The organism is Candidatus Sulfuricurvum sp. RIFRC-1, assembly GCF_000310245.1.
Taxonomy (GTDB): domain Bacteria; phylum Campylobacterota; class Campylobacteria; order Campylobacterales; family Sulfurimonadaceae; genus Sulfuricurvum.
This window is the reverse complement of sequence record NC_020505.1, coordinates 857,978-883,258: the sequence shown is the minus strand read 5'-3', so window position 1 is coordinate 883,258 and position 25,281 is coordinate 857,978. Positions and strand designations below refer to the sequence as shown.

Below are 25,281 nucleotides of genomic sequence, written 5' to 3'. Positions count from 1 at the left end.
TTTATGAACTGGTTCAAAAGCAGTCGTGCCGTTGCAGGTCATGTCATGACCAAACAAGATGTCATCAGCGCGATTTTAAAAAAACTCGATTCAAAACAAGACCGCCCTTTTCAAATTGCGATGGATGAGCTAAAAAATGACGGTGTTATCGAGATCAAAGAAGACGGCGTGACCGTCGTACTGACCCAAAAAGGTGCCGAAAAGCTCTAAGGAATCATGATGCTTAAAAAACTGATCCTCTCCCTATTGACCTCTTTTGCTCTCATCACCTCAGCCCATGCAGCAGAAGCAAGCGCGTGGGAACTGTTTGCTTGGATGGAAGACGCCCTTATCGGTGATTGGAAACTATCACCCGCCGAAGGACAAATCGGAACAGAATCCTACAAACATAAGGCGGTATTGCCCATCACGGGGACCGACGCAACAGGAATGTCATTCAAACTCATCGGCGGTGAAGTGACGATCCAAGAAGAGTTACTTCCGGGTACTGCCAAACAAATGGTAAGTATGTACCATTGCAAAGATATCGCATGTACCAACCTCAAAGCAACCCATTACTGTTCCAAACAAAACCAACCCGAATTTCTCGCTAATCTGCGTGAAAGTACCCCGAATCGAATCGTATTCGACTGTGATATGTCTACCGAACTGTGTCAATCGGATGAGGATCACATTCACCAAATCGTCCATGAACTCTCTAATGAGGGAAAACATCTCAAAAGCTCCTATTTCGCGTGGAAAGAGAAAAAGCTCAGTTTTACCCACTCGATCTACCATTTCGATCGCAAATAGCTGTTGTAGAGGACCATTATTGCTATCCGATGAATTCTGCAAAACTTTTTCCATAAACAAACCACGATTTTGACGACATTATTATTTAACAAAAAACATAGTTAATACATCTCTAAAGCAATACGTCCTACAATACTTTATACAATCAATTTCAAAGTATAAAATCACTATTTTATCTTATAGACAGTAGGGACTATTTTTTGACATCATATAAAGGCTTTATAAAGACATTTAGCACTATTTCATTACAACGCAAATTGCTGTTGTTCATTGTTATTGCCCTCTCCATGATCTTTACTCTCAGCGGTATGTTTATTTATACACTGGTAAATGACTCCTTTATACAATCCGAGAAAAAGCACATTAAAATAATATCTGAATCACTTTCATCAAAAGTGAGCATATGGTATTTTATCAACAAAGACAATCAGCATCTCAATATGGATGAGTTTCTCAAAAGTATGCTGATCGACTATCATTTAGAGAATATAACCTTTAAAGACCAAAATGGAATCCTAATTTCCGAAGTCAAGTCATCCGAATACACGCTGGATGATCCGTATAATTTAACCTATGAAAAAGCCGTTTATAGCCCGGGAGAAGGCAATGAGAAAAACAAGCTAGGAACGCTTCAAATAGCGTATGCGCACCATACGCTCAAAGAACTTTCTATGAAATATTACATGGTTGGAACCATTCTCATTGTATTGCTCACGTTGTATTTTTACCTAGAAATGCGTCTATTAAAAGAGCTTCTTACCCCTTTACGGAAAATTGCTTCCGAGATCAAAGGCTATATACCCGGAGATAAACTCGTTTTTGAGTCTATTAACAGGCATAGGGATGATGTTATATCAGAGATTGTCAACGGATTTCTCCATATGCAGCACAACATTGATGAAACGATGGAAAAAAAAGAGATCGAAAAAGAGAACAATAGAATTAAAGATGCTCTTTTGATGAAGCAGTCACGGTTTATTGAAATGGGAACGATGATCAACAATATAGCCCACCAGTGGAAACAGCCCCTCAACATTATCGAGCTGTGCATCACCGATTTAACGGTAAAAAGTATGATGGGAAGTGTCGATCAAGAGTATCAGCACAAGCTGTTTAGCAACATGCATAATCAAGTAGAGTTCATGTCAAAAACCATTGATATCTTTAAAAACTTTTTGAATGATGATCAAAGTGACAAAAAGATGGAGGTATTTACCCTCAAAAAAGCCATCACAGACAGTATGCATCTGCTTGGGAGCAGATTAGAAAACAACAAGGTATCCATAACATTTAATCTCGATGAAAAAGCATGTGCCTACGGTTCGATCAGTGAAATGGAACAGGTAATCTTAATCATTATTAACAATGCCATAGATGCTCTTAGTACTAAAATAACGCTCGAGTGCACACAGAGTAAAAAGGGCAATCTTCTTAAGATATACGATAACGGTGGAGGATTTTCACCGGATATCATTGACAAAGTATTTGATGCCTATTTTACAACCAAACACCAATCTCAGGGGACAGGATTAGGCCTTTTTATTGCAAAAATGATTGTCGAAATAAAGCTTAACGGCACCATCGAAGCTCACAATTTTAAAGATGGGGCACTCTTCATAATTAAACTCCCTTTTCCACCGACCTATTCTCCACCACTCACTTAGGCTATAATGCGATAATTAATAGAAGGTAGCTTCACCATGTCCAAACACCCGACCCTCCTCCAACAATTTCGCTCTTTTTGTTTCCAGAATAACGCAACCGATATTGAAAAAGCGATCGAATATTTCGCCGTGTTCGGCGGGATGGGATGGAGTGTCGATATGACAAAACCTCTCGAAGAGCTGATCGAGGAAAAAGTACTCGCCAACTACCGATACATCCATGCCGATTTGACCAAAATTACCCAGAGCAACAAAGCGCACCATGCACTTCTCTCGGCATTGGCACTCGGTGATCGACGAGAATATTCAGCCTATCGCCGTGCCAACCTAACCCGCAAAGAGGGAGAAGAGTCCGCAGCCTTTTTGATCAAATTCGGCTTGCTGACTCGGCAAGGCTCACAAGAAGAACCTGCCGATGAGAGTGAAGAGGTCTCCGATCGCCTTATTTTTACCGCTCCGTTTTTGCGCTTTTGGTTCTCTTCCGTATCACCGTATTACAAAGGGATTAAAGAAGGAGATTTCACCGAGGTCAAAGAACGGTGGGAAAATACCAAACAGACTTTTTTTGATCCCATCTACGAAGGGCTAATCATCGCTCTGGTCAAACAAAGCTATAAAGAGGACTGGGTCGCTAAAATCGGCTCCTACTGGGATAAAAACACCGAAATCGAGATTCTCGGACAGAGTAAATCGGGTAAGGTAATAGCAGGATCGTGCAAATATGCCAAATCCAAAGCCAACAAATCGGAGCTAACCAAACTTCAGGAAAAATGTACGAAGGCTGCACTGAAACCCGATTGGTTCGTCATTTTTTCCAAAAGCGGATTTTCGAGTGAATTTAAAAAAGAGAAAAGTGATACCCTAAAGCTCCTTTCCCTCAAAAATCTCAAAACACTGATGGACGAACTGAGCGAAAAAGATCTTCTCGTCAATACCAATAAAAGATACTGAATACTGTATACCTTTTAATCACTCCAATCGGCAATGGCTCCATCTATTCGGCTATACTATTGTTACTCACTACCATTGAATCGGCTCCCGTATTGGGAACTTTTTACATCCTTAGAGGGTAAAAAGGATACCGATGCCACTCTATCATCTAGAACTGCTGGGGCGTGATGCCTATATCGCCTCTACGGCCCTCATCCAAGATACCGAAAGTATACGTTTCGCTAATCAGTCACTCGCGTGGTGGGACCGCCATTTCAGTTGGAATACACAAGGATGTGTCGTCCTCTGTGATGAGCGCAATGAGCATTTATGCTATCTTTTTTCCAAAATCGATCGTTACAGCCAATATCTCACACTCTATAATCTCTTTACCCCTCTCATTTCCCAACGCAAGGGGTACGCAACTCAAATACTCCGGCTGATACTTGATCAGGCTCTCGAGAAACATGTTCGCCGAATCACGTTCACGTCCGTCTCAACCTCTCTGGATTTTTATACACTTCTGGGGTTCATTTACTGGGGAATCAATGATATCGGTGATTACTACTGTAATCTCCCGCTGCCAAAGAATGGCTTGGAGGGGATGATAGGAATGATCCAAGAGAATGATCTCAAAACGCTGATTGGCTCAAATATGGACAAAATATATGCCAAAATAGAGGGAAATGAGCATCATCTTTCCCCTGCACGACTCCTTATCTACGAAGCGGATATTCTAAAACTCGGAAAAAATTACGTTCGCGAAAAGTTAGGCGTTCTAAAAACCGATGCAATAGTGTAAAATTTCAAAAACAAAAAAAGGATCATCATGGCATGGGCAACCGCACGACATATTTTAGTCAACACCGAAGCAGAGTGTAATGAACTGAAAACACAAATTGAAAACGGAGCTTCTTTCGCTGAAGTAGCGGCAGATCATTCTCAATGCCCATCCGGCCGCAAAGGTGGTGATTTGGGACGTTTTACACCCGGTCAAATGGTAAAAGAGTTTGATACGGCGGTATTTACCGGTGATGTCGGTGTTTTATACGGTCCGATAAAAACACAATTCGGCTACCATCTTTTAGAAGTAACCAGCAGAGGATAATCTCATTTCCCCTCCCTTCGGCACACCTCTATCTGCCGAAGAAAATCCATTCCTTCACCGTAAAGTTCTCCTGATGATTGAAATCAAATAAAAATTAATCCAGTTTTTAAATATTGTTATTAGTAAACAAAAACTATCATAATGCAATATCGTTTATTTTTAAACGACCCCAATACAGACTTGAATAAAGGAGTATATTATGGAAAAAGCATTTATGACGTGGAGAGCTGGTGCCCCTTCATTTGACATCATTGGCCATGGACTCTTTATCGGTATTTTAGCCGGCATTAGCGAAGCGGCTATCGTCCGCTTTATTTTGGATATTTTTGGAGTATTTGATAAAACTCCTATTTTCGGCTAATTAGCCTGCTATATTAATCCTATCTTAGATCTACAAACTATTAAAAAATATTATAATTTAATAATCTATCCTTGCTTATTATTTAGTTATATTGATTTAAGGAGTTTATCATGTTACGCTTGATTTTTTCTACGCTCTTAGCCGCTTTATTGGCAACGGCGCTTAATGGTGTCGAATACGACGGTGAAAAAAGTATTATCTTTGAAACGAAATACGACATCTGTATCATCCCCCCGCAAGTAGACGATGCAATCGCCAAAGGGATCAACGTTATCGATGTGAAAAAAGCGAAAGCGCTGTATGACCAAAAAGCCTATTTTTTTGATGCCCGTGAAAAACGCCATTATGTAAAAGAGCATATAAAGGGTGCGTACCCTGTCTATTTCGACGTATCGAAAGCCGAATATATCGTCATTCAACTTCCCGAGGATAAAGTGCAGCCGCTTGTCTTTTACTGCTACGGCGAAACATGCGCCAACTCGTATGAAGCCGCTTTGGCAGTACGAAAACTGGGATACAAAAATGTTTATTGGTTCCTGAACGGATTTGGAGAATGGAAAGAGAACAAGTATCCCGTTATCGAAGAATAGGAGAAATATAATGGTGTATTAATGCAATAGACTCTACAATGGTTGACCAAAGCCGTAAAAGAGTCAAAAATGCAGAAATACATCCATTATGATCCCTCTCCTGAAGATATCCACTTATATCACATGCAAGTCAGTTCTGACAACAATCACCACTATTATAAAATACATCTCTCCGAACTGACCGAAGGGCAGCGTAAACATATCTCCCAAAAGTTTGGAGTGATGCTCAATATTTTAGAAAGCGAACCTTATCTCGTACTGGTACGTATTACCGATATTTAACGATTCCCAATTTGGGTTTCCCCCTCTGAGCCGCTATAATGCGATATGCAAAACTCCTCAAAACTTTCGTATGATGTAATCGTAGTCGGTGCCGGAGCAGCCGGAATTATGGCCGCTATCACGGCGGCACGAACGGGTAAGAAAGTACTTCTCTGTGAAAAACTCTCTAAAATCGCCGCCAAGCTCAAAGCGACCGGCGGCGGCCGATGCAATCTGACCAATACCCTCTCCAATGAAGATTTTATGGCGCGTTTCGGACGAAACGGACGATTCATGACCCCTGCCCTCAATGCTCTGGATCATCGTGCACTCATCGCCTTTTTTTCCGAAATCGGGGTAGAGAGCCATGCACCGGACGGGTATCGGGTATTTCCAATCTCCCACAGTTCGGTAAGCATCATTACAGCCCTCGAAGAGGAGATGGAACATTTGGGGGTAAAACTGATCACATCCTGCCGTATCGAAGCATTAGAGCATGATTGCGAGCATGTGCGCGGAGTCAGGACCTCCGATCAAACCTACATGGCCCCCAATGTCATCATCGCAACCGGAGGAATGGGATATCCTCAATTGGGAGCTGAAGGGGATGGATTTACCATCGCTTCCGAAGCAGGACACAAAATCACCGAGCTTTATCCTGCCATGATGCCTCTGCGCACACGTGAGACATGGGTGGCCGAGTGCCGTGCCGACACGATCCCCAAAGTAGAAATTCGCATCGACCTCCCCAAAGCCAAAAATATCCGCGCTTTTGGGGATTTGATCTTTACCCAAAACGGTATCCGAGGCCCTGTCGTCCTCGACGTTGCCCGCGAGATCACCCCATTGATCGAAAAGTACGGTTCCGTCCCTCTGATGATCAACATGACCAAAGGGCTTAATGAAGAGCAGCTGCGAGCCCATATCAAAAAAGCAATCGATAAAAATCCGGAACAACCCATATTAACCCATATAATGACTCTCCTCCCCGAATCACTCTGCCGCGCCCTCTGCACACTCGCTAGTGCTGATCCTGAGAAAGGGTTTAATAAACTCGAAGGAATTCAGCGTGATAGCCTCATCAAACTCCTCGCGTGGACGCCGCTCACCGTCATAGGACACGATGGATTCAAAATGGCAATGATCACCCGTGGCGGTATCTCACTCAAAGAGATCTCCCCCGAAACGATGGAGAGCAAAATCATAGGCGGTCTCTATTTTTGCGGTGAAGTGATGGATTTAGACGGTCCCTGCGGAGGGTACAATTTGCAGTGGTCGTTTGCCAGCGGGTATTTAGCGGGACATTTAAAAAAGTAGCAACAAAAACAAAAATTTCACAAAAAAACTAAAATAATTGTATCATGTTCATTCTAATACCAATTTTTAAAGGCTTTTGATGAGTATCCCAAAAAGTTATCCCTTTATTTTCACCGGTTCCGGGGGTGAATATTTCCGTATTTGGATCGTCAACCTCGCATTGACGATCATCACTCTCGGCATCTATTCCGCATGGGCAAAAGTACGAACCAATCGATGGTTTTACGGGCATACGTTGCTGGACAATACCCCGTTTTCATATCTGGCGACACCGATGCAAATCCTCAAAGGGCGACTGGTTGCCGCCGCTCTTTTGATTGCCTACACCATCACCAGCTCTGTTGCACCGATGATTGCAGGTTTGATTATGCTGGGTATTATGATCGCTTCACCCTGGATTATCGTTATGGCATTGCGTTTTGCATCCCGTCAAAGTGCTTATCGCGGATTGAAGTTTAACTTTATCGGGACCGTCGGCGAAGCGGCTATCGTCTATTTACTCCTCCCTGTTCTTTCCTTTGTGAGTCTTGGTCTGGCCCTCCCCTACACGGCGTATCGTCAAGTAAAATTCTTGGCCTCAAACTATGTCTACGGAGAAACACCGGCAACGTACGATGGGTCATTAAAGCCGTTTTGGGGTGTCTATCTAATCGCTCTTGGGTTGCTCTTTATTCCAATGGGGATTTTCGCCTACGGTATCTTCAGTGCCTATCAACTCTCAACGATGGGAATGCCGAAAGAGCTTATCATCACGGCAATCAGTTCGCTGATTCTCGTCGGACTCATCTCTTTTTACCTTATTATTCCTATCCTTATCGCTTTTATCCAAGCCCGAAAAGCCAACCTTTTTTACAACCATCTCGTCTTGGGAACGGTCCGTTTTAACTCAACACAACGCGCACGCGATCTGATCTGGATTTATATCTCCAATCTGATCCTTATTGCTGTTACCTTCGGGCTTTTTATCCCGTTTGCCGCTGTCCGCCTCGCCCGTTACCGATCAGAGCATTTGAACCTTCTCTCGGATGATTTAGGCGCTTTTGCTACCCAAGCACGTGAGAACATAAGTGCCCTCGGCGGAGAGATCTCCGATCTGTTCGATATGGATATCGGTATCGCATGATAGAGTTCGCAGGGGAATATTATGACGGGAAAACCTCCCGTCTTTATCCGGCAATTATCACGGTCTATGAGACGATTCTCACCCTAAAATGTGCCGATTTTAGCCTTGATATACCCCTGTCGAATGTTACTATCGATCCAACGGTCGGAAGCGCACGCACGGTTATTCATCTTTCGGATAATGCAGAGATCCACAGCAGCGATAGGGATGCGATTCGACGTTTGGAAATAACATTAAAATCTGCTACACCCGAAAATCTTGCCCGCCATCTCGAAAACAAGCTCCTCTATGCGGCAGCTGCACTGATAGTGACGGTGGCAATTATCGCCTCATTATTACGCTGGGGACTCCCCTCGCTCGCCCAATACGCCGCGACCGTATTTCCAACCGATACAGAAGCGAAAATAGGGGCTGAAACATTAGAGACACTCGATGAACTCTATCTTAATCCAACGACATTAACCGTCCATCGACAAAAAGAACTGTTAGAGCATCTCAAACTCATTTGTACGACACAAGAGTGTCCGCCCTTCGAGCTTTTATTTCGGAACAGCACAACCATCGGAGCAAATGCTTTTGCGCTTCCGGGAAATAAACTCATCATTACCGATCAGCTTATTGACAAAGCCAAACACGATGAAGAGATCATGGCCGTCTTAGCTCATGAACTGGGACACGTCAAACAAAAGCATATTGTACGAATGATGCTTCAATCCATCGGTTCGGGAGTTATTTTGGTCATGGTGACCGGTGATATCAGTAATTATTCCGATCTTGCCGCAGGGATTCCGGCGATATTGCTCCAACAGGGGTATTCACGTGATATGGAGGATGAAGCTGACACATTCGCCCTTGAAACACTCCTAAAAGCGCATATACCTCCGCACCGCTTTAGTGATATTCTCATGCGAATCGATCCAGACACCAACACGTCATCAACACTCTTTTCAAGTCATCCCGATACCAAAGAGCGGGTTAAAGCCTTTTCCCGTTAGGCTATAATAACGCGATTTTATTTGACTTTGAAATGACCGTATGAAAAAACTGCTGATTATTCTCCTCACCCTCGGACCTATTGTTCTTTTTACCGGGTGTATTTCTCACTACTGCATTCGAGGCGATTCTCCCCGGCTGGATGCAAACCTCACACACTTTTTACACCAATGGCGCGATAATACAACGGCTCCGATCCGTGATGGGAACTACACCCATATTTATCTGAACGGAGATGGTTCACAGGGAAAAAAATTGGCTCTCACGTTTGATGATTCTCCGGATGAGAACAATACCGACAAAGTTTTGGATATTCTCAAATTCTACCACGTCAAAGCGAGCTTTTTTATGATCGGTGCACCGATGGTCGATCAGAATATTACCGTCACAAAACGGGTGTTTGATGAGGGGCATTTGGTACTGAACCACAGTTTCACACATCCCCATTTTAGTAAGATCGATAAAGAAAGAATCGTAGATGAACTCAATGCAACATCCCATCGGATCGAAAACATTACCGGAAAACATCCCCTCCTCTTTCGTCCGCCGTACGGTTCGATCAACCAAGAGGTAATGGATACGATCAATGATCAAGGATATACAACGATTCTTTGGTCCCTTGATTCACTCGACTGGGCACTCCAAGATAAAGATGCTATTACCGAAAATGTGATTACCCATGTGCAAAACGGAGATATTATCCTGATGCACAGCAGTCGTGCCAATCATGCGAGCGTCGAAGCACTCCCGGGTATCATCGAACAGCTCCAAAGCAAAGGCTATACGTTCCTACGTCTCGATGATATGCTGGGGATTAAAGCGTACCGATAAACATTGACACCGAATCACGTGGCGAACTTGGGCACTAAAGCGCTATAATAATTTTTATGAAAACGACAACACTCCTTTTTCTCCTCCCTCTTTTCATCTTTGGCGGATGCCAAAAAGCAGACACACAAACATATAACGGATATGCCGAAGGGGAGTATATCAATATCGCCTCAACCCAAAGCGGCAAACTCGATAAACTTTTCGTTAAACGGGGAGATCAAGTATCTCTTCATTCCAATCTTTTTGCTTTGGAATGCGATAGCGAGCTATTGGCACTGCAGCAAGCTGCTGCTGATCTCTCTGCGGCGGAAGCAACCCTCAAAGATTATCAAAAAGGGTCACGCCCCGAAGAGATCGAAGTACTCAAGGCTCAACTCTCTCAAGCACTCGCCAATGCGGACAATGCCGCTATACAACTCAACCGAAATAAAGCACTCTATCCCGCCAATGCCGTCTCAAAAACTCAACTCGATGATTCCGAAGCTCTGGCAAAAACGACTGCCGCTAAGGTCAAAGAACTCAAAAATACGGTGGACGTGGCGAAACTTTCCAAACGTCTCGATCAAATCACCGCACAAAAAGCCCGTATAGAGCAGCTTACATCAGCAGTCGCACTGGCGCAATGGAAAGTGGATGAAAAAGGGGTGAAATCACGCTATAACGCGCTGGTTTTCGACACACTCTACCGCGAAGGGGAATTCGTCCCTCTGGGAGGAATCATCATTAGACTCCTCCCACCCGAAAACATAAAAATCCGTTTTTTTGTTCCTCAAAATATCGCGGAATCCCTCCGAATCGGCCATGGAGTAGCGATTATTTCCCGCAATGACGGGAAAAAGATCAGCGCCAAAGTCACCTATATCTCTCCCGAAGCGGAATTTACACCTCCGATTATCTACAGCAACGAGACCAAAGATAAACTCACCTATATGATCGAAGCGTATCCTGATCGGATCGATGCACCGTTCCTCCATCCGGGTCAGCCTGTGGAAGTCTCACTTGAACGCCATTGACACTGCAATCGACGTTCGAGGTCTGAACAAATATTTTGGCGACAAGCACGTCGTTAAAGATTTATCGCTTACGGTCAATCGCGGAGAAATCCTCGGATTTTTAGGGCCCAACGGAAGTGGAAAAACAACCGCTATTCGGATGCTGTGCGGGTTACTGACCCCTGATAGCGGTGAGGGTCACTGTCTGGGCTATGACATCACGACCCAAAGCGATGCAATCAAACGGGAAGTAGGATATATGACCCAAAAATTCTCCTACTGGGAAGATTTAAGTATCCGCGAAAACCTCGATTTTGTTGCACGGGTGTACGAACTCGCCAACCGTAAACACATCGTTGACGAAGCACTCGAAACGCTCGGACTTACCTCCCGTTCCTCCCAGCTGGCACGTTCTCTCTCAGGAGGATGGAAACAACGTCTAGCACTTGCAGCCTGCATGCTACGCCATCCTAAACTCTTGCTGCTTGACGAACCCACGGCCGGGGTAGATCCCAGTGCACGACGCGATTTTTGGGAAGAGCTGCATCAACTCGCCGCTCAAGGGGTTTCAGTACTCATCAGTACCCACTACATGGATGAAGCAGAGCGATGCCATAAACTCGCTTATATCGCGTACGGAAATCTCCTCGCACAGGGAAGTGCCCAAAGCATTATTGAACGCCAAAGACTTTTTACCTATGAAATTATGGGTGATCGGTTGATGGATATTTCAAAATCGCTTGAAAAGCACTCTGCCATCGAGCAAACCGTTATTTTCGGATCAACCCTGCATGTCAGCGGAAAAAATCCTCAAGCGATCGAAGAAGTACTGAGTGCAGAACACTATAAATCCATACCAACCTCTTTGGAAGATGTCTTTATTTATCTCATGAAACAGACGCATGATAATTACGGAGAGACTCGTGATACCCTTTAATGCTTTCAGTTTCAAACGTTGGTGGGCAATCGTGCTTAAAGAGTTTTTACAGCTCAAACGCGATCGTGTGACGTTTGCCATGATGGTGGTTTTACCCATCATCCAGCTTGCACTGTTCGGATTCGCGATCAACACCGATCCCAAACATCTCCCAACCGCCGTCGTCTCTTATGATAAGAGCGAATTTACCCGTACATTACTCTCATCGATGCAGACATCTGAATATTTTGCCATTGATACCCAGATTACAAATCCCCAAGATGCCCAAGACGCCCTGCAAAAAGGGGAAATCCAGTTTATCCTCACCATCCCTCCGGGTTTCACCCAAAAGCTTCTAAGAGGCGAAAAACCCTCTATTCTCCTCGAAGCCGATGCGACTGACCCTATCACAATTTCCATTGCCCTGTTGTCAATCGAAGGGATCGCCGAGCAGGTGGTTAAAAAAGATTTAACGGGATCTTTATCAGGACTTTGGTCTCAAAAAAAACCGTTTGATATACGGGTCCATCGCCTCTATAATCCCAATGGTATCAATCAGTACAATATCATTCCGGGGCTCATGGGAACCGTTATGACCATGACCCTCACCATGATGACAGCACTTGCTATCACTCGCGAACGTGAACGCGGTACGATGGAAAATCTCCTTGCCACCCCCGCACGACCGCTGGAGATTATGACAGGAAAGATTATCCCGTATGTCTTTATCGGGCTTATCCAAGCCTCCTTGATCTTATTCGCTTCCCATTTTGTATTCGACGTCCCCTTTAACGGTTCGATTATTTTAGCCTATAGTGTTGCTCTGCTCTTCATTGCCGTCAATCTCACGATCGGTATCACCATCTCTTCTTTGGCGCAAAATATGCTGCAGGCGTTACAGCTGACAATCTTCTATTTTCTCCCCAGTATTCTCCTCTCAGGCTTCATGTTTCCCTTCTCCGGAATGCCGACATGGGCACAGCATATCGGCGAGATACTTCCACTCACTTACTTCAACCGTCTGATTAGAGGTATCGTCCTCAAAAACAACGATTTTGCGATGCTTTGGCCTAATATTTGGCCGTTGATCATCATTGCTTTGGTGATGATGACGCTTGCCGTCAAGTTTTACAAAAAGACCCTCGATTAAGCCATCTGAATTACGCTATAATTACACAATCATTTGCGTTTTCGGTCTACGCTTGAGACTCTTCACCGACCGCTTATCCCCACCTCATGTATGAGGCTTATGTATCCAAGGACTTTTTATGTCATCGACACCAATCAAACGCCAGAACCATCGTATCCACCCGTGTAACCGCCCACGTAAAAATGAACTTATCCATTTTTTAATCGATCGCAATGCGGGAAAAACCATTCTCATCGCTACCTCTAATGATGCCGGAGAGCTTCCAGCCCTATTTGCAGGAAAAAACATCACTGTTCTCAGTGATGCCGAATTGGCAAAAACTCCTGATTTACGCTGTGAAGTACTCATCAGCTATGATCTCCCGGAAAAAGCGATCGTCTATATGTCACGATATGCACGAGCGAGAGAGTATGCCCTCATCACCCTCGATGAAGAGGATCAAAAACGTCTCTATCCTATCGAATTGCTCAACGGACGCACTATCACTCAAGAGGTAGTAAAAGGATTCGAACCTGACTTCGGAATCGCAGTCGGCAATCAGCAAAAAGCCGAAGCAAAAGCGCGCCGCGAAGAGCGCGAAGCTCGTGATGCACAAGATCCGAGAAATCGTGATAAAAAGCCGGTCCGTGATACCCGTCCTGAACGCAAGCGCGATGAGGGGGATGGTTTTTCCGCTAAAAAACAGTACAACAGCAAACCTCGATTTGTCGGTAAAGATGAAAACGGTAAACCGATCTTTGAGGGGAAAACCCGCGAGCGGAACCATTACATCGACGGTACACCTCGTTCAGATGCAGAAAAAGCAACCCGAACTCCTTACAGCAGCAAACCAAAATTCTTCAGTGACAAGGAAAAAAGCTCCGACGAGCGAAAGCCATCCGATAGAGAAAAAAAGCCTTACGGGGAGAAGAAAGCTTACGGTGACAAACCTGCCTTTGGTGAGAAAAAAGCCTATGGTGATAAAAAACCGTTCGGAGATAAGAAGCCTTACGGTGACAAACCTGCTTTTGGTGAGAAAAAAGCTTATGGCGACAAAAAACCGTTCGGTGACAAGAAGCCTTACGGTGACAAAAAACCTTATCAGGATCGAAAACCATCCGAAGCACCTGCAGCACCAAAACGGACACCTCGCCGAATCGATGTAAAATCGTTTAAATCACCAAAAGATAGCGAATAAACTCTGATAAATCGATGTCCTTAATGGTGTATTAACGCTAACTGAAATACAATACCTCTATAACAATCCGATAAGGAGAAAATAGTGGCAGGTATTTCGACAAAAGGGAGCTATGGCCTTGCAGCCATGTATGAGTTAGCACTTCATTACGGGCAAGGCCATCTTCAAATTCGTGATATTGCTGAAAAAGCCAATATCCCCCAAAATTATCTGGAACAAATCCTTGCAACATTGCGTAAAGAGGGGTTGATTCAAAGTATACGGGGAGCCGGCGGAGGCTATTTACTGGCTAAATCTCCAAATACCATCTCAGTATTTGATATCTTAATCGCGTTGGAAGGGGAGTTGTGCAACCCATCGGACGAACGATTGCAACCGATTTTGCATCTGTATTGGAATCGTATCCGAGATGATATGAGAGGTGTTTTTAACGAAACACTCCAAGATCTCGTCGATCAAGGCAATGCACTCGATCAACAATCAATGTATTTTATATAATCGGAACTTCCTGACGTTGATACTGCGGCAGTTTTCCGTAAAGTTTAACTACATTGCCAAACACAATCACCGCCGGACCATCGACATTCTTAGCGGCTCGTTCCAATCCTGCCAAGGTCGTTATAATACTTTCTTGTTCAGGGCGCGAAGCGTTCGATACGATCGCTACCGGCAGATTATGGGGAACTCCGATCGCATACGCCGACGTTTTAATCTTTCGTGCAATACTCAGCCCCATCAACACAACCGTGGTATGGTTAGAGAGTTTTAACAACGGCAGCCAATCGGCATTAAATTTACCCTCCTTCAAATGCGCCGATACTACCGAAAAACTGGTAGCGTATCCTCTCGCGGTCGGAGGAATACCGGCACAGGCAGGTCCGCTTACTGAGGAAGATATCCCAGCGATCACATCAACGTTGTAGCCTCTCTCCAGTAAATAAAGCGCTTCTTCCGCTCCCCGTCCGAAAATGTAGGGATCACCGCTTTTTAAGCGTGCAACGCTGTATCCCTGATCAGCATAATCCGCTATTAAATGATTGATCCGCTCTTGGGTAATACTATGAGATTTTTTTGGTTTTCCTACATAGAGTTTCCGTGTTTCAGGTGGGATCAAATCTAAAATCTCTTTACTTATGAGATTATCATACAAAACAATCTGAGCTTCACGGATAATCCGATACGCTTTGAGTGTCAACTGTTCAACATCTCCCAAGCCGCAGCCTACGAGATATACTTTTCCTTTTCTCGCCGAAAATGAATAATGTGATTCGGCCGAAATCGGTTGTAATATTTTGGTCATCCGAGCCTCTTTATCGATTTTTTAATTGCTTCCAATAACGCATCGATATCTTCTATATCCTGCGAATAATGGATACTGATACGCAACCAACCCGGCCGCGCTTGGAAGGGTGTATCATCCTCCAGTCCTAATAAATCATGTCCGTAAGGTCCGGCACACGAACATCCCGCACGTGTTTGAAACCCTTTTGATTCCGAGAGAAGCGCACACAAGGCGTACGGATCAATCCCTTTTACGTTAAATGAGACAATCCCTATATTTTCTGCCTTTCGACAGCCGTAACAGGTCGCGCCCTCAATCTCTTTTAATCCTTCGATAAAACGCCCATACAAGCTTTTTTTACGTTCCGCTATCCACTCAAATCCGAGTTCGTTACGAAGCTGATACGCCAAAGCTGCGCGAATAAGCTGTAATATCCCCGGTGTTCCTGCATCTTCACGATCTTCGACACCATCAATAAAATAGTGGCTGGTACGGCTAACATAGCGTACCGTGCCACCACCGGCAAAGGTAGGTTTGGCATCTGCATCGAAAAGATTTTTTCGGATTGCCAATAAACCGCATGATCCCGGTCCGCCTAAAAGCTTATGCGGTGAATAAAACATCGCATCATAAAGCTCGCACGGTATATTCAGATACGGTGACGAAGCTGCCGCATCAAAGCAGACAATAGCTCCGTAACGTCGAAGTATTGCCGAGATCTCTCCATAAGGGGTAATCGTTCCGGTCACATTGGATGCGATACAAAACGACCCGATAAGCTCTCGATCTTTGTTCTCTTCCAAAATTTCTTCAAGCTGCTCAAGATCCACCAATCCTTTTACATTCAATCCGATCCGTACCGTTTCACAAAGTGCTTCACGATAGCTGATCTCATTGGAATGGTGTTCATACGGTCCGACAATCACCAACGGCATTTCATTGACAGGCGGCAATGAACGATAACGTGCACGTGTTGCCGGAGGGATATAAAGTCCCAAAATTTCCTGCAGCCGTTTCACCGCTCCCGTAGCACCGCATCCACACGGCATCAAGGCAAATGAACTGTCCAACCCCAATAAGGTTTTTAAATGCTCTCTCGCCTGACGGTAATAACGATCCGTCCGTGCGGCCATTGATGCCTCTTTAGAATGGGTATTCGCATACGTTTCAAGCACTTCCCGAACCCGTGCTTCGATTGGTTCATACGCCAAACCCGACGCCGTAAAATCGAAATAGGTTTTTTTATGGACACCAATCGTATTTCGCCCTAATTGGGCGTATTTATCACCCTCTTCAAGGAATGGACGGAATAACTGATTCATGTGCGTATTTCTCCAATAAAAAATTTCCAAAATCGACACTCTTACTGGTTTCAAACTCATGGATCAATGTTTCAATAAGCGGTGCAACCTCATCGGCAGAAACTTTGACCCCCGTTTTTACGGCAAAACGGCTTTGTTCACCTTCAAGATGCCCCCCGACAATTAAATCGAAACCCTTGAGACGTTCATCACCCCGTTTTACGATTGCTCCGACAAATCCCAAATCTACGATGTGCGGATGGGCACACGAGTTTGGACAGCCGTTAATGCTGATACTCACCGGTTCGTCAAAATCGGGGAATTTACCATTCAGATAATTCACCACCTCAATCGCCAAATCTTTTGTCTCACTCACCGCAAACTTACAAAAATTCAATCCCGTACATGCCAACGTTCGTGCTTCAAAAACACTCGGGTGAGGATGAAATCCCACCGCCTGCAGGGTATCGAGCATCGGTTCCGTTACATCGGAATGGACGTTCAGGATCACAAAATTTTGTGTCGTTGTCAGCGTTATCCCCTCAGCACCGTAAAAATCCAAGATACGTCCGAGTTTCAACAGGTGTTCACCCTTGATCCGTCCGCTGGTCAATGCACACCCTATCGTGTTATACCCTTTACGTATCGTAGAGGCAACACCGAAATGAGTGCGTCGCGGATACGGTGTAAAAGGTGCCGTATCGTAACGCTCCAACTCTACACGGGATTCTTTTTCCAGTTCAGCAACAAAGCGTTCAACACCCCAATCATCAATCAAATGACCCAAACGGGCTTTGCTTCGATTGTCACGTCTACCTGCATCCCGATAGATACGGGCAACCGCTTCGGCGATCTTGACAATATCACGACGTTTCACATAACCGATATGATCGGCAATACGTCGATTACTCGCCTGTCCACCTCCGACGCTTACGCTGAATCGGAGCTCATCACCGTTTTTGACAGCGGTAAATGCCAGATCCTGCACTTCGTGCTGAATACAATGTTTATTACACCCGCTGACACCAATTTTGAATTTACGAGGTAAATTCGAAAAATCGGGATTTCCCCGATACAGGTTGTTCAATGCAACCACCACATCACGGACATCATCGATCTGAGCGTGATCAATTCCATTCACCGGACAACTCACAATATTACGCGGGCAATCTCCCGATGCACCGACCACACTCAGTCCAACACTGGAGAGACGTTCCAATATTTCAGGGAAATCTTCTATTTTCAGCCAATGAAACTGAATATCCTGTCGGGTCGTCAAATCACCGCTTTCACGGGCAAATTCAACGGAGATTTTTCCTAAAACTTCAACTTGTTTAGAGGTTAAACTCCCTCCCTCAAGCTTCACACGCAGCATATAATACTGAGTAGTATCATCCGCTTCCTGAAGATTACGGTTTTGGGTATAAATTCCATACCATTTAAAACGATCAATATCTTCAGGATCAATCACCTCGCCGGTTAAAGCATATCGATAAATGTCGGCGATGACTTCCAATCCATCTTTCTCGCGTTTAATACGCTCAATTCGTTCAGCTTTTGTTTCATTCGCCATAACATTTTCCTTATTCGATTATCGCAGCATTCCAATGCGGAAAATGCCGCCGTATAAGAGCATTTAGCTCTATCTCAAATTCAGATACGGTACTTTGTACCGCTCTCTCCTTCTCCGCGCTTTGGGTAATCATTCCGGCAGCTACAGTATTATTCGTAATTTTATCGATGAGGATAAAGCCCCCCATCTCTCGATTTTCTTCGTATAAATCAAAGGCAATCGCTTCACCCAAAACCAAACGGACCGATCCGATATCATTGAGCCCTAAATCCACTGCATCATGACGTTCTTGGGTATTGACATCGACACGATAGTCAATTCCATCCGCGTACACGGTCGTAACGGTTGATGCTCGTTTAAATAGATAGCTTTTACCCGGGAGAAATCTCTCCTCATCCATCCATACCAAATTTGCTTTGATCGCATTGCTTTGCAAAATAGACTCATCCGTTTTAATCAAAACATTTCCGCGACTGATATCAATCTCTTCATTCAATGTAAGCGTTACCGCTTCTCCGGTTGAGGCTGATTCCAAATCCCCGTCATACGTTACAATCGATTTCACCGTTGCCTTTTTGAGCGACGGATACGTTGTAATAGAATCCCCTACACGCAGTGTTCCTGATGCTATCGTTCCAGCGAATCCTCTAAAATCGAGATTCGGACGATTGACATATTGTACCACCATACGAAACGGCCCCTCAACCGAGGCAGATGCGAGGGGAACCTCTTCAAGTATCTCCAAAAGTGTTGATCCCTGATACCAAGGGGTGCGATCACTTTTCGTGACCACATTGTCTCCATCCAGTGCCGAAAGCGGTACCGAATAAATACCTTTGATTCCAAGTCCTTCAGCAAATGCACGATACTCGGCATTAATCTTATCAAATACCTCTTGATCGAAATTCAGCAAATCCATTTTATTGATGGCCACAACGACATTGCGAATCCCCAAAAGACGGACAATATACGAATGACGGCGCGTTTGCGTCACGATCCCATAACGAGCATCGATCAAAATGATCGCTAAATCCGCTGTCGAGGCTCCTGTCGCCATGTTACGGGTATATTGTTCATGCCCCGGTGTGTCGGCGATGATAAACTTGCGTTTATCGGTTGAAAAGTAGCGATACGCCACATCGATCGTAATCCCTTGTTCCCGTTCACTCTGCAAACCGTCCACAAGAAGTGCCAGATCAATCTTATCCCCTGTCGTCCCCGACTTTTTACTGTCATTTTTTATCGTTTCGAGCTGATCTTCGAAAATCATTTTTGAATCGTGCAACAGACGCCCTATCAACGTACTTTTACCATCATCCACGCTCCCGCAGGTAATAAAGCGGAGCAACTCTTTGTGTTCTTGTTCTTTAAGATAACCCTCGATATCGGTGGCTATCAAATCTGATTGATGTGCCATTAGAAATATCCTTCAATTTTTTTCTTCTCCATGGAACCTGAGCTGTCGGCATCGATCAGACGCCCTTGGCGCTCAGACGTTTTTGTCAGAAGCATCTCTTGGATAATATCCGGAAGCGTTGTAGCATCACTGTTCACCGCACCGGTCAACGGATAACACCCTAACGTTCGAAAACGGATATTTTCGATGCTTGGTACTTCGCCTTCTTGGAGCGGGAACCGCTCATCATCCACCATTATTTTTACCCCGTCACGTTCAACGACCGGACGCAACGCCGAGTAATAAAGCGGAACAATCGGGATACTTTCGAGATAAATGTATTGCCAAATATCGAGTTCCGTCCAGTTCGAGAGGGGAAATACACGAATACTCTCCCCCTTATGAACCCGTCCGTTGTAGATATTCCACAACTCAGGACGCTGGTTTTTCGGATTCCATCGATGGTTTTTATCTCTGAACGAATAAATCCGCTCTTTTGCCCGACTTTTCTCTTCATCACGACGCGCACCGCCGAAAACGGCATCAAATTCATAATAATTCAAAGCCTGTTTTAACCCTTCGGTTTTCATCACATCGGTATGCACGGCACTTCCGTGGATAAAAGGGTTGATCCCCCGTGCAATCCCATCGGGATTTACATGGGTTAGCAACGTTAATCCCAACTCTTTAATACGACGATCACGAAACTCGATCATCTCTTTGAACTTCCATGTCGTATCGACATGCAGTAATGGAAATGGCAACTTTGCCGGATAAAATGCTTTGATCGCTAAATGAAGCATCACCGATGAATCTTTACCGATCGAATAAAGCATTGCCGGATTGTCAAATTCCGCGACCACTTCGCGCATGATGTGAATCGCTTCGGCTTCTAATGCCTTAAGATGTGTTTTTCGTTCTTGACTAATCATGGTCTTCTCCTTTGCTACCGTTTTTCAATCAAATAAAAATAGCCCAATCGGCCAACTCTTTGCGGCTCGAGTACTCATTATCCTCGAGTAATCCATCCAAAATATCCAACAAAAATTTCATTGTCATTTCCTTTTTATGTGGAGTCCACACTCCTTATGCTCAGGATTTTCCCACCACCATCGTCCGGCTCGGAGATCTTCTCCCTCGCGTATTGCTCGCGTACACGGTGCGCATCCAATACTCGGATAACCTTGATCATGCAGCACGTTGTAAGGGACCTTATTCTCTATCACATAATCCCAGACCATTTGTTCACTCCACTCGATGAGAGGATTGAGTTTTATCAGGCCATTTGCCTCATCCCATTCGACGAGTTGCATCGTCTCACGTGTAGGAGATTGAGATCGGCGTAATCCTGTAATCCATACTTCTAAGCCGCTCAAAGCCCTGCGCAGCGGTTCTAGCTTTCGAACCTGACAGCATGCTTTTCGGTTTTCGATACTCTCTCGAAACCCGTTAATCCCCTGACTTTTATAAAGCTCCTCGAGACTCGTTTTGTCGGGGCAGAAAACCTCGACATTAATCCCGTATTTTCGATTCGTTTGATCCATCAGGGTATACGTCTCTTCAGGAAGTCTTCCCGTATCGAGTGAAAAAATCTTTGCTACCGGATCAATTTTTACCATCAGATCGGTCAAAACCTGATCTTCCACACCATAGCTCGAAGCTAAAGCAATCCGGCCTTTATACGTTTGTAAAAAGTGAGAAAGTACCGTTTCGATCGATGCATCCTCAAACCACGCATTTAATAATTCAAAATCGTTTTTCATCCCATCAACCTATATCTGATAATCGTTTTCGACCACTTTGACTCGACCGAAATTCGTTTTATTCCATGCTCGTTCATGTAAATAATATAAAAACATCTTCGTAACCACTTCGATGGAGCCGATTGAGACGGCCATCACTAAATCCCCTGTGATAAAGTAGGATACGATCATGGTATCTATAGTCCCTACGGTACGCCATGAAATAGCTTTAATCACACTTCTATAATGTTTTTCTCCCATTACGACCCTTCCTTAATAACGCATTTACGTATTCTCAGAGGGGTATTCATAAAGCTCCGTACTTAGATACCGTTCTCCGGTATCGCACAAAATCGTTACGATCTTTTTCCCTCGATTTTCAGGACGTTCTGCGATCTTTTTCGCCGCAGCCACATTGGCTCCCGATGAAATTCCCACTAAAAGTCCTTCCGTTTTTGCAATCGTTCTTGCTGTTGTAATCGCTTCATCATTCGTGATTCGAATGATTTCATCATAAATACCCCGATTAAGCACTTGAGGAATAAAACCGGCCCCAATCCCCTGTATTTTATGAGGACCTGCCAACTCTCCCGAAAGTACCGCTGAAGCATCCGGTTCTACCGCAATGATTTGAATGTTGGGGTTATACTTTTTGAGTATTTCTCCCACACCGGTAATCGTTCCGCCCGTTCCGATAGCCGCGACAAAAATATCGATTTGCCCATCGGTATCTCTCCAAATCTCTTCCGCCGTCGTTTCTCTATGAATCTGGGAATTATCAGGGTTGTTAAACTGTTGTAAAACAACCGCTCCGGGAATTGAATTCCCAAGCTCGATTGCTTTGACTACGGCTCCGCCCATCCCCTTTTCAGGTTCGGTCAAAACGATCTGCGCACCCAAGGCCGCCAAAAGACGTCGTCTCTCCAGGCTCATTGAACTTGGCATTGTCAAAATTAATTTTAAACCCAGGCTTGCGGCGACACTTGCCAAGGCGATCCCGGTATTCCCGCTTGTCGGCTCAATAATAACACTCTCTTCGGTAATCTCACCACGCTGTAGGGCTTGGAGGATCATATTGCATCCAATTCGGTCTTTAACCGATCCAGATGGATTCATAAATTCGCATTTTCCTATGATCGTTGTTAATCCGTCCGAAAAATGGTTTAGCGTAATGAGCGGTGTATTTCCGATCAGTTCCGTGACATTGGCTGCAATTTTCATTGTTCACTCCTTTCCTTGGTGAGATTCATCTTAAATGAATGCTCATTCGTTTCAAACTGGAAGAATTATACGGAGATATTTTTTCATTGTCAAGTAATTCTATTGAATTAGTAGTGTTTATTTGATATTTATTTCAAAAATCCCTATTTTGTGGACTTTAAAGATACAATATTATTCATAGTGATTTACTAAGGTATTATTTAAACCAACTCTTACAGAGGTCAAATATGGTATATTTCCCACTTCTTTCATCGACCTGTGCTACTATTTCCAAAAAATTTGAGGATATTTATGGCTATTATTTCCATCGCTTCCACTAAAGGTGGAGTAGGTAAAACCTCGCTGGCTTTTTCACTTGCCAAAGATCTGCGCTATCGCTACGCGACCAACGATATGTCGGTTGTTCTGACGAAGTATAAAAATGCCCGCTATTATCCCAATAAAATTCCCCTTTATCCCGATACCGTCTATGACTTCGGGGGATTTGAAAATCCACATGCCAATGAGATACTTCGAGAATCCGATATCATTATTCTCCCGACAACGAACGATCTCAACTCTATTATGAAAAGTTTGGTATTTATTAAAAATTTTAAAGAGAAGACAATCCTTGTCTTTGCCAACATGCTTGAAAATCCCAATGATGCGGTGATGATTCGGGATAAGATCCATGAACACTTCCCGAATCTTGCCTTTACGTATCTGCGCCGGACAAAATTATTGAAAAATGCGTTGGAAAGCGGAATGAGTGCTACAGAGCTGTATGAGAGCAATAATCACACCCAACACTTGTATAAACAAGCGTATGGAGAGTATTCGAAGATTTTGAAGATTTTTACCGAAGAGAATTCGGTATATTAAAGTCCGGCAACTTTTTTCAGTTCCAGCCGATCGTACATGGCAAGCATATTCTGATAATCAGCGTGTAAAGCAGTACTAACGAAAAGCTCTTCTCCGTTTACAATGCTTACCGCTTTGTCAACTCGCTCAGCGCTATAAAGAGCATAAAGTGCATGGACATAGTCGCTAAATTCAAGCCCAAATTCCGCCATTTGAATCAATTCAACAATCAGAACGCTCATCGTATTGGTGCTAAATTCCAGATAACTTATCGCCTCTTCGATATTCCCTAACGATAGATGCAACTGAGCTTTGAGCTCTCCGATAGTGAAATTCTCCTCGAAAATAACCCCGATAAATTTCTCAACATTCAGATGATCTTCGAGCGCTTCGATCTCATCCAGCACCGTTTCAGGATCATAACCTGCAACGTTCAAAATCACTTCACGATACGCTTTACCCCGATTACGGTTGTTGTAAATCAAATCATCGATCGGGTACACCTCGGAAACTCCGGGGACAATCATCTGACAAGAATAAAAGCCGAGGTAATTGTAATCTCGAATATAGACATCTTTACCCATCGAAGCAAAGATAGCAGAGAGATAGGCAAACTCCTCTGCGGTACTTTCACCGCTGTATCCCCATGCAGCCAACTCAAAACTCTTTTTGGCACTCAAAAACTGTATCCCCATCTTGCCGTTGGAATCGATAAAATGCGATTCCAGATTAAAGCTCTCGGAGACAACCGACATATCAAACGTCGGTACTTCGAAACTCTCCAAATTTTCTAATCCGCGTCCTTGCATCAGCTCCGTCATCGTCCGTTCCAACGACACTTCCAGTATTGGATGAGCGCCGAATGAGACAAAAAGTGTGGCGTTTTCTGGGTTAATAAATGAAATTGCGGTCACAGGGTATTTACCACCTAATGACGCATCCAAAACATTAACGATATAGCCTAATTCGCGTAATTTCATCAAATCGCTGTAAAGACGCTCAAACTGCTGCAAAAATTCATCGCTGTAATGCGGCAAAGCGTAACCGTTTTTGATAATCTCTATCTTCGCATACCGCTCCAGTATTTCACTCATCGCCTGCACTTGTGCCTCTTGAGCCGTATTCCCCGTAGCAAGCCCGTTACTGACGTAAAGATTGCTGAGGATATTGATCGGAAAATAGACCACCTCATCACTGGAGAGTTTATGAAACGGCAATGCGACGATCTTATCCTCGTAATCGCTGTTAAAATCGAGGAGTTCATCCATGCTCAGTTCACTATTGGGATCAAACAACTCCATCAACTCACGATTCAGATAACCGCCGCCAAATTCAAACGCCGCCTCGTCGGGATAATACTTCCGCTGGGGGAGGTGAAAATCAATAAAAAAGTTGTTGGTTTGAAGCCGTTCGATGTATTCACCCAATGCACTTGCCGTAGAGGCTTGTGAATAGATCCCTTTACCGTTGGAATAAATATGTTTTGGGGCTTCAAGTGAAGCGAGATTCACCGAGTAGCAGTTGTTGAGGGGGTGTTTCTCTTGCGAGTAGCTAACGATACATCCCATCTCGCTTAATATACTCTCCATTTTTTTAATGGATTCTTCTACGGGGGCATTTTTAGAGACTAAATTCATTTCGGTTCACTTTTAAAAAATTGTGGCTAAGTATAGCCAAATCTGTTAATCGGACGGAATATGAAGCGGAAAGAGTGAAAATTC

28 protein-coding genes are annotated in these 25,281 nt (G+C 44.2%); 19 read left to right on the top strand and 9 right to left on the bottom strand.

The window, feature by feature from the left end; genetic code table 11:
* The first annotated feature begins 3 nt into the window (after positions 1-3).
* From B649_RS12470 to B649_RS04485, 18 genes are all read left to right on the top strand, one after another.
* The gene (locus tag B649_RS12470; RefSeq protein ID WP_291750940.1) at positions 4-210 is read left to right on the top strand and encodes a hypothetical protein; all 207 of its coding nucleotides are present in this window, start codon (positions 4-6) and stop codon (positions 208-210) included.
* A 9-nt stretch (positions 211-219) separates the two neighbouring features.
* Complete coding sequence (locus tag B649_RS04560) at positions 220-792, top strand: hypothetical protein (protein WP_015653335.1); 573 nt, start codon at positions 220-222, stop codon at positions 790-792.
* 200 nt (positions 793-992) lie between these two features.
* Entirely contained in the window at positions 993-2,456 is a 1,464-nt protein-coding gene (locus B649_RS04555) for a HAMP domain-containing sensor histidine kinase (protein WP_015653334.1), read from the top strand.
* A gap of 36 nt (positions 2,457-2,492) precedes the next feature.
* Positions 2,493-3,407, top strand: a complete 915-nt coding sequence (locus B649_RS04550) for a DUF234 domain-containing protein (protein WP_015653333.1) — start codon at positions 2,493-2,495, stop codon at positions 3,405-3,407.
* Positions 3,408-3,540: 133 nt separating this feature from the next.
* On the top strand, positions 3,541-4,188 hold the full coding sequence (locus B649_RS04545) for a GNAT family N-acetyltransferase (protein WP_015653332.1): 648 nt from the start codon (positions 3,541-3,543) through the stop codon (positions 4,186-4,188).
* 27 nt (positions 4,189-4,215) lie between these two features.
* Positions 4,216-4,494, top strand: coding sequence for a peptidylprolyl isomerase (locus B649_RS04540; protein ID WP_015653331.1), 279 nt, complete (start codon positions 4,216-4,218; stop codon positions 4,492-4,494).
* Between the two features lie 199 nt (positions 4,495-4,693).
* Positions 4,694-4,855 carry a hypothetical protein gene (locus tag B649_RS12465; RefSeq protein ID WP_015653330.1) on the top strand — a complete coding sequence of 54 codons (162 nt, stop codon included), beginning with the start codon at positions 4,694-4,696 and terminating at the stop codon, positions 4,853-4,855.
* A 110-nt stretch (positions 4,856-4,965) separates the two neighbouring features.
* The gene (locus B649_RS04535; RefSeq protein ID WP_015653329.1) at positions 4,966-5,445 is read left to right on the top strand and encodes a rhodanese-like domain-containing protein; all 480 of its coding nucleotides are present in this window, start codon (positions 4,966-4,968) and stop codon (positions 5,443-5,445) included.
* 69 nt (positions 5,446-5,514) lie between these two features.
* A complete protein-coding gene (locus tag B649_RS04530; protein WP_015653328.1) occupies positions 5,515-5,727 on the top strand; it encodes a hypothetical protein in 213 nt (70 codons plus the stop codon).
* A gap of 45 nt (positions 5,728-5,772) precedes the next feature.
* Complete coding sequence (locus B649_RS04525; RefSeq protein WP_015653327.1) at positions 5,773-7,023, top strand: NAD(P)/FAD-dependent oxidoreductase; 1,251 nt, start codon at positions 5,773-5,775, stop codon at positions 7,021-7,023.
* A gap of 79 nt (positions 7,024-7,102) precedes the next feature.
* The gene (locus B649_RS04520) at positions 7,103-8,146 is read left to right on the top strand and encodes a YjgN family protein (RefSeq protein ID WP_015653326.1); all 1,044 of its coding nucleotides are present in this window, start codon (positions 7,103-7,105) and stop codon (positions 8,144-8,146) included.
* On the top strand, positions 8,143-9,141 hold the full coding sequence (locus B649_RS12120; protein WP_015653325.1) for a M48 family metallopeptidase: 999 nt from the start codon (positions 8,143-8,145) through the stop codon (positions 9,139-9,141). Before B649_RS04520 ends, B649_RS12120 begins: the two co-directional genes overlap by 4 nt.
* Positions 9,142-9,181: 40 nt before the next feature.
* The gene (locus tag B649_RS04510) at positions 9,182-9,970 is read left to right on the top strand and encodes a polysaccharide deacetylase family protein (RefSeq protein WP_015653324.1); all 789 of its coding nucleotides are present in this window, start codon (positions 9,182-9,184) and stop codon (positions 9,968-9,970) included.
* 56 nt (positions 9,971-10,026) lie between these two features.
* Positions 10,027-10,983: an HlyD family efflux transporter periplasmic adaptor subunit gene (locus tag B649_RS04505; protein WP_015653323.1), complete on the top strand. Its 957-nt coding sequence runs from the start codon at positions 10,027-10,029 to the stop codon at positions 10,981-10,983.
* The gene (locus B649_RS04500) at positions 10,970-11,899 is read left to right on the top strand and encodes an ABC transporter ATP-binding protein (RefSeq protein ID WP_015653322.1); all 930 of its coding nucleotides are present in this window, start codon (positions 10,970-10,972) and stop codon (positions 11,897-11,899) included. Before B649_RS04505 ends, B649_RS04500 begins: the two co-directional genes overlap by 14 nt.
* Positions 11,886-13,028, top strand: a complete 1,143-nt coding sequence (locus B649_RS04495) for an ABC transporter permease (protein WP_015653321.1) — start codon at positions 11,886-11,888, stop codon at positions 13,026-13,028. Before B649_RS04500 ends, B649_RS04495 begins: the two co-directional genes overlap by 14 nt.
* A gap of 118 nt (positions 13,029-13,146) precedes the next feature.
* Positions 13,147-14,205, top strand: coding sequence for a hypothetical protein (locus B649_RS04490; protein ID WP_015653320.1), 1,059 nt, complete (start codon positions 13,147-13,149; stop codon positions 14,203-14,205).
* An 84-nt stretch (positions 14,206-14,289) separates the two neighbouring features.
* Complete coding sequence (locus B649_RS04485) at positions 14,290-14,703, top strand: Rrf2 family transcriptional regulator (RefSeq protein WP_015653319.1); 414 nt, start codon at positions 14,290-14,292, stop codon at positions 14,701-14,703.
* On the opposite strand, the gene cobA is transcribed toward B649_RS04485, so the two are convergent.
* The 8 genes from cobA to cysK form a co-directional block, all read right to left on the bottom strand.
* Positions 14,696-15,505, bottom strand: coding sequence for a uroporphyrinogen-III C-methyltransferase (gene cobA / locus B649_RS04480; RefSeq protein WP_015653318.1), 810 nt, complete (start codon positions 15,503-15,505; stop codon positions 14,696-14,698). The two genes, B649_RS04485 and cobA, sit on opposite strands and share 8 nt — an antisense overlap.
* Positions 15,502-16,809 (bottom strand): aminotransferase class V-fold PLP-dependent enzyme, encoded by a 1,308-nt coding sequence (locus B649_RS04475; RefSeq protein ID WP_015653317.1) that lies wholly within the window; start codon positions 16,807-16,809, stop codon positions 15,502-15,504. The genes cobA and B649_RS04475 overlap by 4 nt, the downstream gene beginning before the upstream one ends.
* Positions 16,781-18,361 carry a nitrite/sulfite reductase gene (locus B649_RS04470; RefSeq protein ID WP_015653316.1) on the bottom strand — a complete coding sequence of 527 codons (1,581 nt, stop codon included), beginning with the start codon at positions 18,359-18,361 and terminating at the stop codon, positions 16,781-16,783. Before B649_RS04470 ends, B649_RS04475 begins: the two co-directional genes overlap by 29 nt.
* 10 nt (positions 18,362-18,371) lie before the next feature.
* On the bottom strand, positions 18,372-19,778 hold the full coding sequence (cysN, locus tag B649_RS04465; protein WP_015653315.1) for a sulfate adenylyltransferase subunit CysN: 1,407 nt from the start codon (positions 19,776-19,778) through the stop codon (positions 18,372-18,374).
* Complete coding sequence (gene cysD, locus B649_RS04460) at positions 19,778-20,689, bottom strand: sulfate adenylyltransferase subunit CysD (protein ID WP_015653314.1); 912 nt, start codon at positions 20,687-20,689, stop codon at positions 19,778-19,780. The genes cysN and cysD overlap by 1 nt, the downstream gene beginning before the upstream one ends.
* Positions 20,690-20,812: 123 nt before the next feature.
* A complete protein-coding gene (locus B649_RS04455; protein ID WP_015653313.1) occupies positions 20,813-21,520 on the bottom strand; it encodes a phosphoadenylyl-sulfate reductase in 708 nt (235 codons plus the stop codon).
* A gap of 9 nt (positions 21,521-21,529) precedes the next feature.
* The gene (locus B649_RS04450) at positions 21,530-21,760 is read right to left on the bottom strand and encodes a DUF2061 domain-containing protein (protein WP_015653312.1); all 231 of its coding nucleotides are present in this window, start codon (positions 21,758-21,760) and stop codon (positions 21,530-21,532) included.
* A 24-nt stretch (positions 21,761-21,784) separates the two neighbouring features.
* Positions 21,785-22,720 carry a cysteine synthase A gene (gene cysK, locus B649_RS04445; protein WP_015653311.1) on the bottom strand — a complete coding sequence of 312 codons (936 nt, stop codon included), beginning with the start codon at positions 22,718-22,720 and terminating at the stop codon, positions 21,785-21,787.
* A 291-nt stretch (positions 22,721-23,011) separates the two neighbouring features.
* Between cysK and B649_RS04440 the strand changes: the two genes are divergently transcribed.
* Positions 23,012-23,581: a hypothetical protein gene (locus B649_RS04440; protein ID WP_015653310.1), complete on the top strand. Its 570-nt coding sequence runs from the start codon at positions 23,012-23,014 to the stop codon at positions 23,579-23,581.
* Here B649_RS04440 and B649_RS04435 read toward each other — a convergent pair.
* Complete coding sequence (locus B649_RS04435) at positions 23,578-25,197, bottom strand: YcaO-like family protein (RefSeq protein ID WP_015653309.1); 1,620 nt, start codon at positions 25,195-25,197, stop codon at positions 23,578-23,580. The two genes, B649_RS04440 and B649_RS04435, sit on opposite strands and share 4 nt — an antisense overlap.
* Positions 25,198-25,281 lie beyond the last annotated feature (84 nt).

What these genes read in the sequence shown, in the direction of transcription:
- B649_RS12470 (WP_291750940.1), top strand. Translation starts at nt 4, where the DNA reads ATGAACTGGTTCAAAAGCAGTCGTGCCGTTGCAGGTCATGTCATGACC.
- B649_RS04560 (WP_015653335.1), top strand. Translation starts at nt 220, where the DNA reads ATGCTTAAAAAACTGATCCTCTCCCTATTGACCTCTTTTGCTCTCATC.
- B649_RS04550 (WP_015653333.1), top strand. Translation starts at nt 2,493, where the DNA reads ATGTCCAAACACCCGACCCTCCTCCAACAATTTCGCTCTTTTTGTTTC.
- B649_RS04545 (WP_015653332.1), top strand. Translation starts at nt 3,541, where the DNA reads ATGCCACTCTATCATCTAGAACTGCTGGGGCGTGATGCCTATATCGCC.
- B649_RS04540 (WP_015653331.1), top strand. Translation starts at nt 4,216, where the DNA reads ATGGCATGGGCAACCGCACGACATATTTTAGTCAACACCGAAGCAGAG.
- B649_RS12465 (WP_015653330.1), top strand. Translation starts at nt 4,694, where the DNA reads ATGGAAAAAGCATTTATGACGTGGAGAGCTGGTGCCCCTTCATTTGAC.
- B649_RS04535 (WP_015653329.1), top strand. Translation starts at nt 4,966, where the DNA reads ATGTTACGCTTGATTTTTTCTACGCTCTTAGCCGCTTTATTGGCAACG.
- B649_RS04530 (WP_015653328.1), top strand. Translation starts at nt 5,515, where the DNA reads ATGCAGAAATACATCCATTATGATCCCTCTCCTGAAGATATCCACTTA.
- B649_RS04525 (WP_015653327.1), top strand. Translation starts at nt 5,773, where the DNA reads ATGCAAAACTCCTCAAAACTTTCGTATGATGTAATCGTAGTCGGTGCC.
- B649_RS04520 (WP_015653326.1), top strand. Translation starts at nt 7,103, where the DNA reads ATGAGTATCCCAAAAAGTTATCCCTTTATTTTCACCGGTTCCGGGGGT.
- B649_RS12120 (WP_015653325.1), top strand. Translation starts at nt 8,143, where the DNA reads ATGATAGAGTTCGCAGGGGAATATTATGACGGGAAAACCTCCCGTCTT.
- B649_RS04510 (WP_015653324.1), top strand. Translation starts at nt 9,182, where the DNA reads ATGAAAAAACTGCTGATTATTCTCCTCACCCTCGGACCTATTGTTCTT.
- B649_RS04505 (WP_015653323.1), top strand. Translation starts at nt 10,027, where the DNA reads ATGAAAACGACAACACTCCTTTTTCTCCTCCCTCTTTTCATCTTTGGC.
- B649_RS04490 (WP_015653320.1), top strand. Translation starts at nt 13,147, where the DNA reads ATGTCATCGACACCAATCAAACGCCAGAACCATCGTATCCACCCGTGT.
- cobA (WP_015653318.1), bottom strand. Translation starts at nt 15,505, where the DNA reads ATGACCAAAATATTACAACCGATTTCGGCCGAATCACATTATTCATTT.
- B649_RS04475 (WP_015653317.1), bottom strand. Translation starts at nt 16,809, where the DNA reads ATGAATCAGTTATTCCGTCCATTCCTTGAAGAGGGTGATAAATACGCC.
- B649_RS04470 (WP_015653316.1), bottom strand. Translation starts at nt 18,361, where the DNA reads ATGGCGAATGAAACAAAAGCTGAACGAATTGAGCGTATTAAACGCGAG.
- cysN (WP_015653315.1), bottom strand. Translation starts at nt 19,778, where the DNA reads ATGGCACATCAATCAGATTTGATAGCCACCGATATCGAGGGTTATCTT.
- cysD (WP_015653314.1), bottom strand. Translation starts at nt 20,689, where the DNA reads ATGATTAGTCAAGAACGAAAAACACATCTTAAGGCATTAGAAGCCGAA.
- B649_RS04455 (WP_015653313.1), bottom strand. Translation starts at nt 21,520, where the DNA reads ATGAAAAACGATTTTGAATTATTAAATGCGTGGTTTGAGGATGCATCG.
- B649_RS04450 (WP_015653312.1), bottom strand. Translation starts at nt 21,760, where the DNA reads ATGGGAGAAAAACATTATAGAAGTGTGATTAAAGCTATTTCATGGCGT.
- cysK (WP_015653311.1), bottom strand. Translation starts at nt 22,720, where the DNA reads ATGAAAATTGCAGCCAATGTCACGGAACTGATCGGAAATACACCGCTC.
- B649_RS04440 (WP_015653310.1), top strand. Translation starts at nt 23,012, where the DNA reads ATGGCTATTATTTCCATCGCTTCCACTAAAGGTGGAGTAGGTAAAACC.
- B649_RS04435 (WP_015653309.1), bottom strand. Translation starts at nt 25,197, where the DNA reads ATGAATTTAGTCTCTAAAAATGCCCCCGTAGAAGAATCCATTAAAAAA.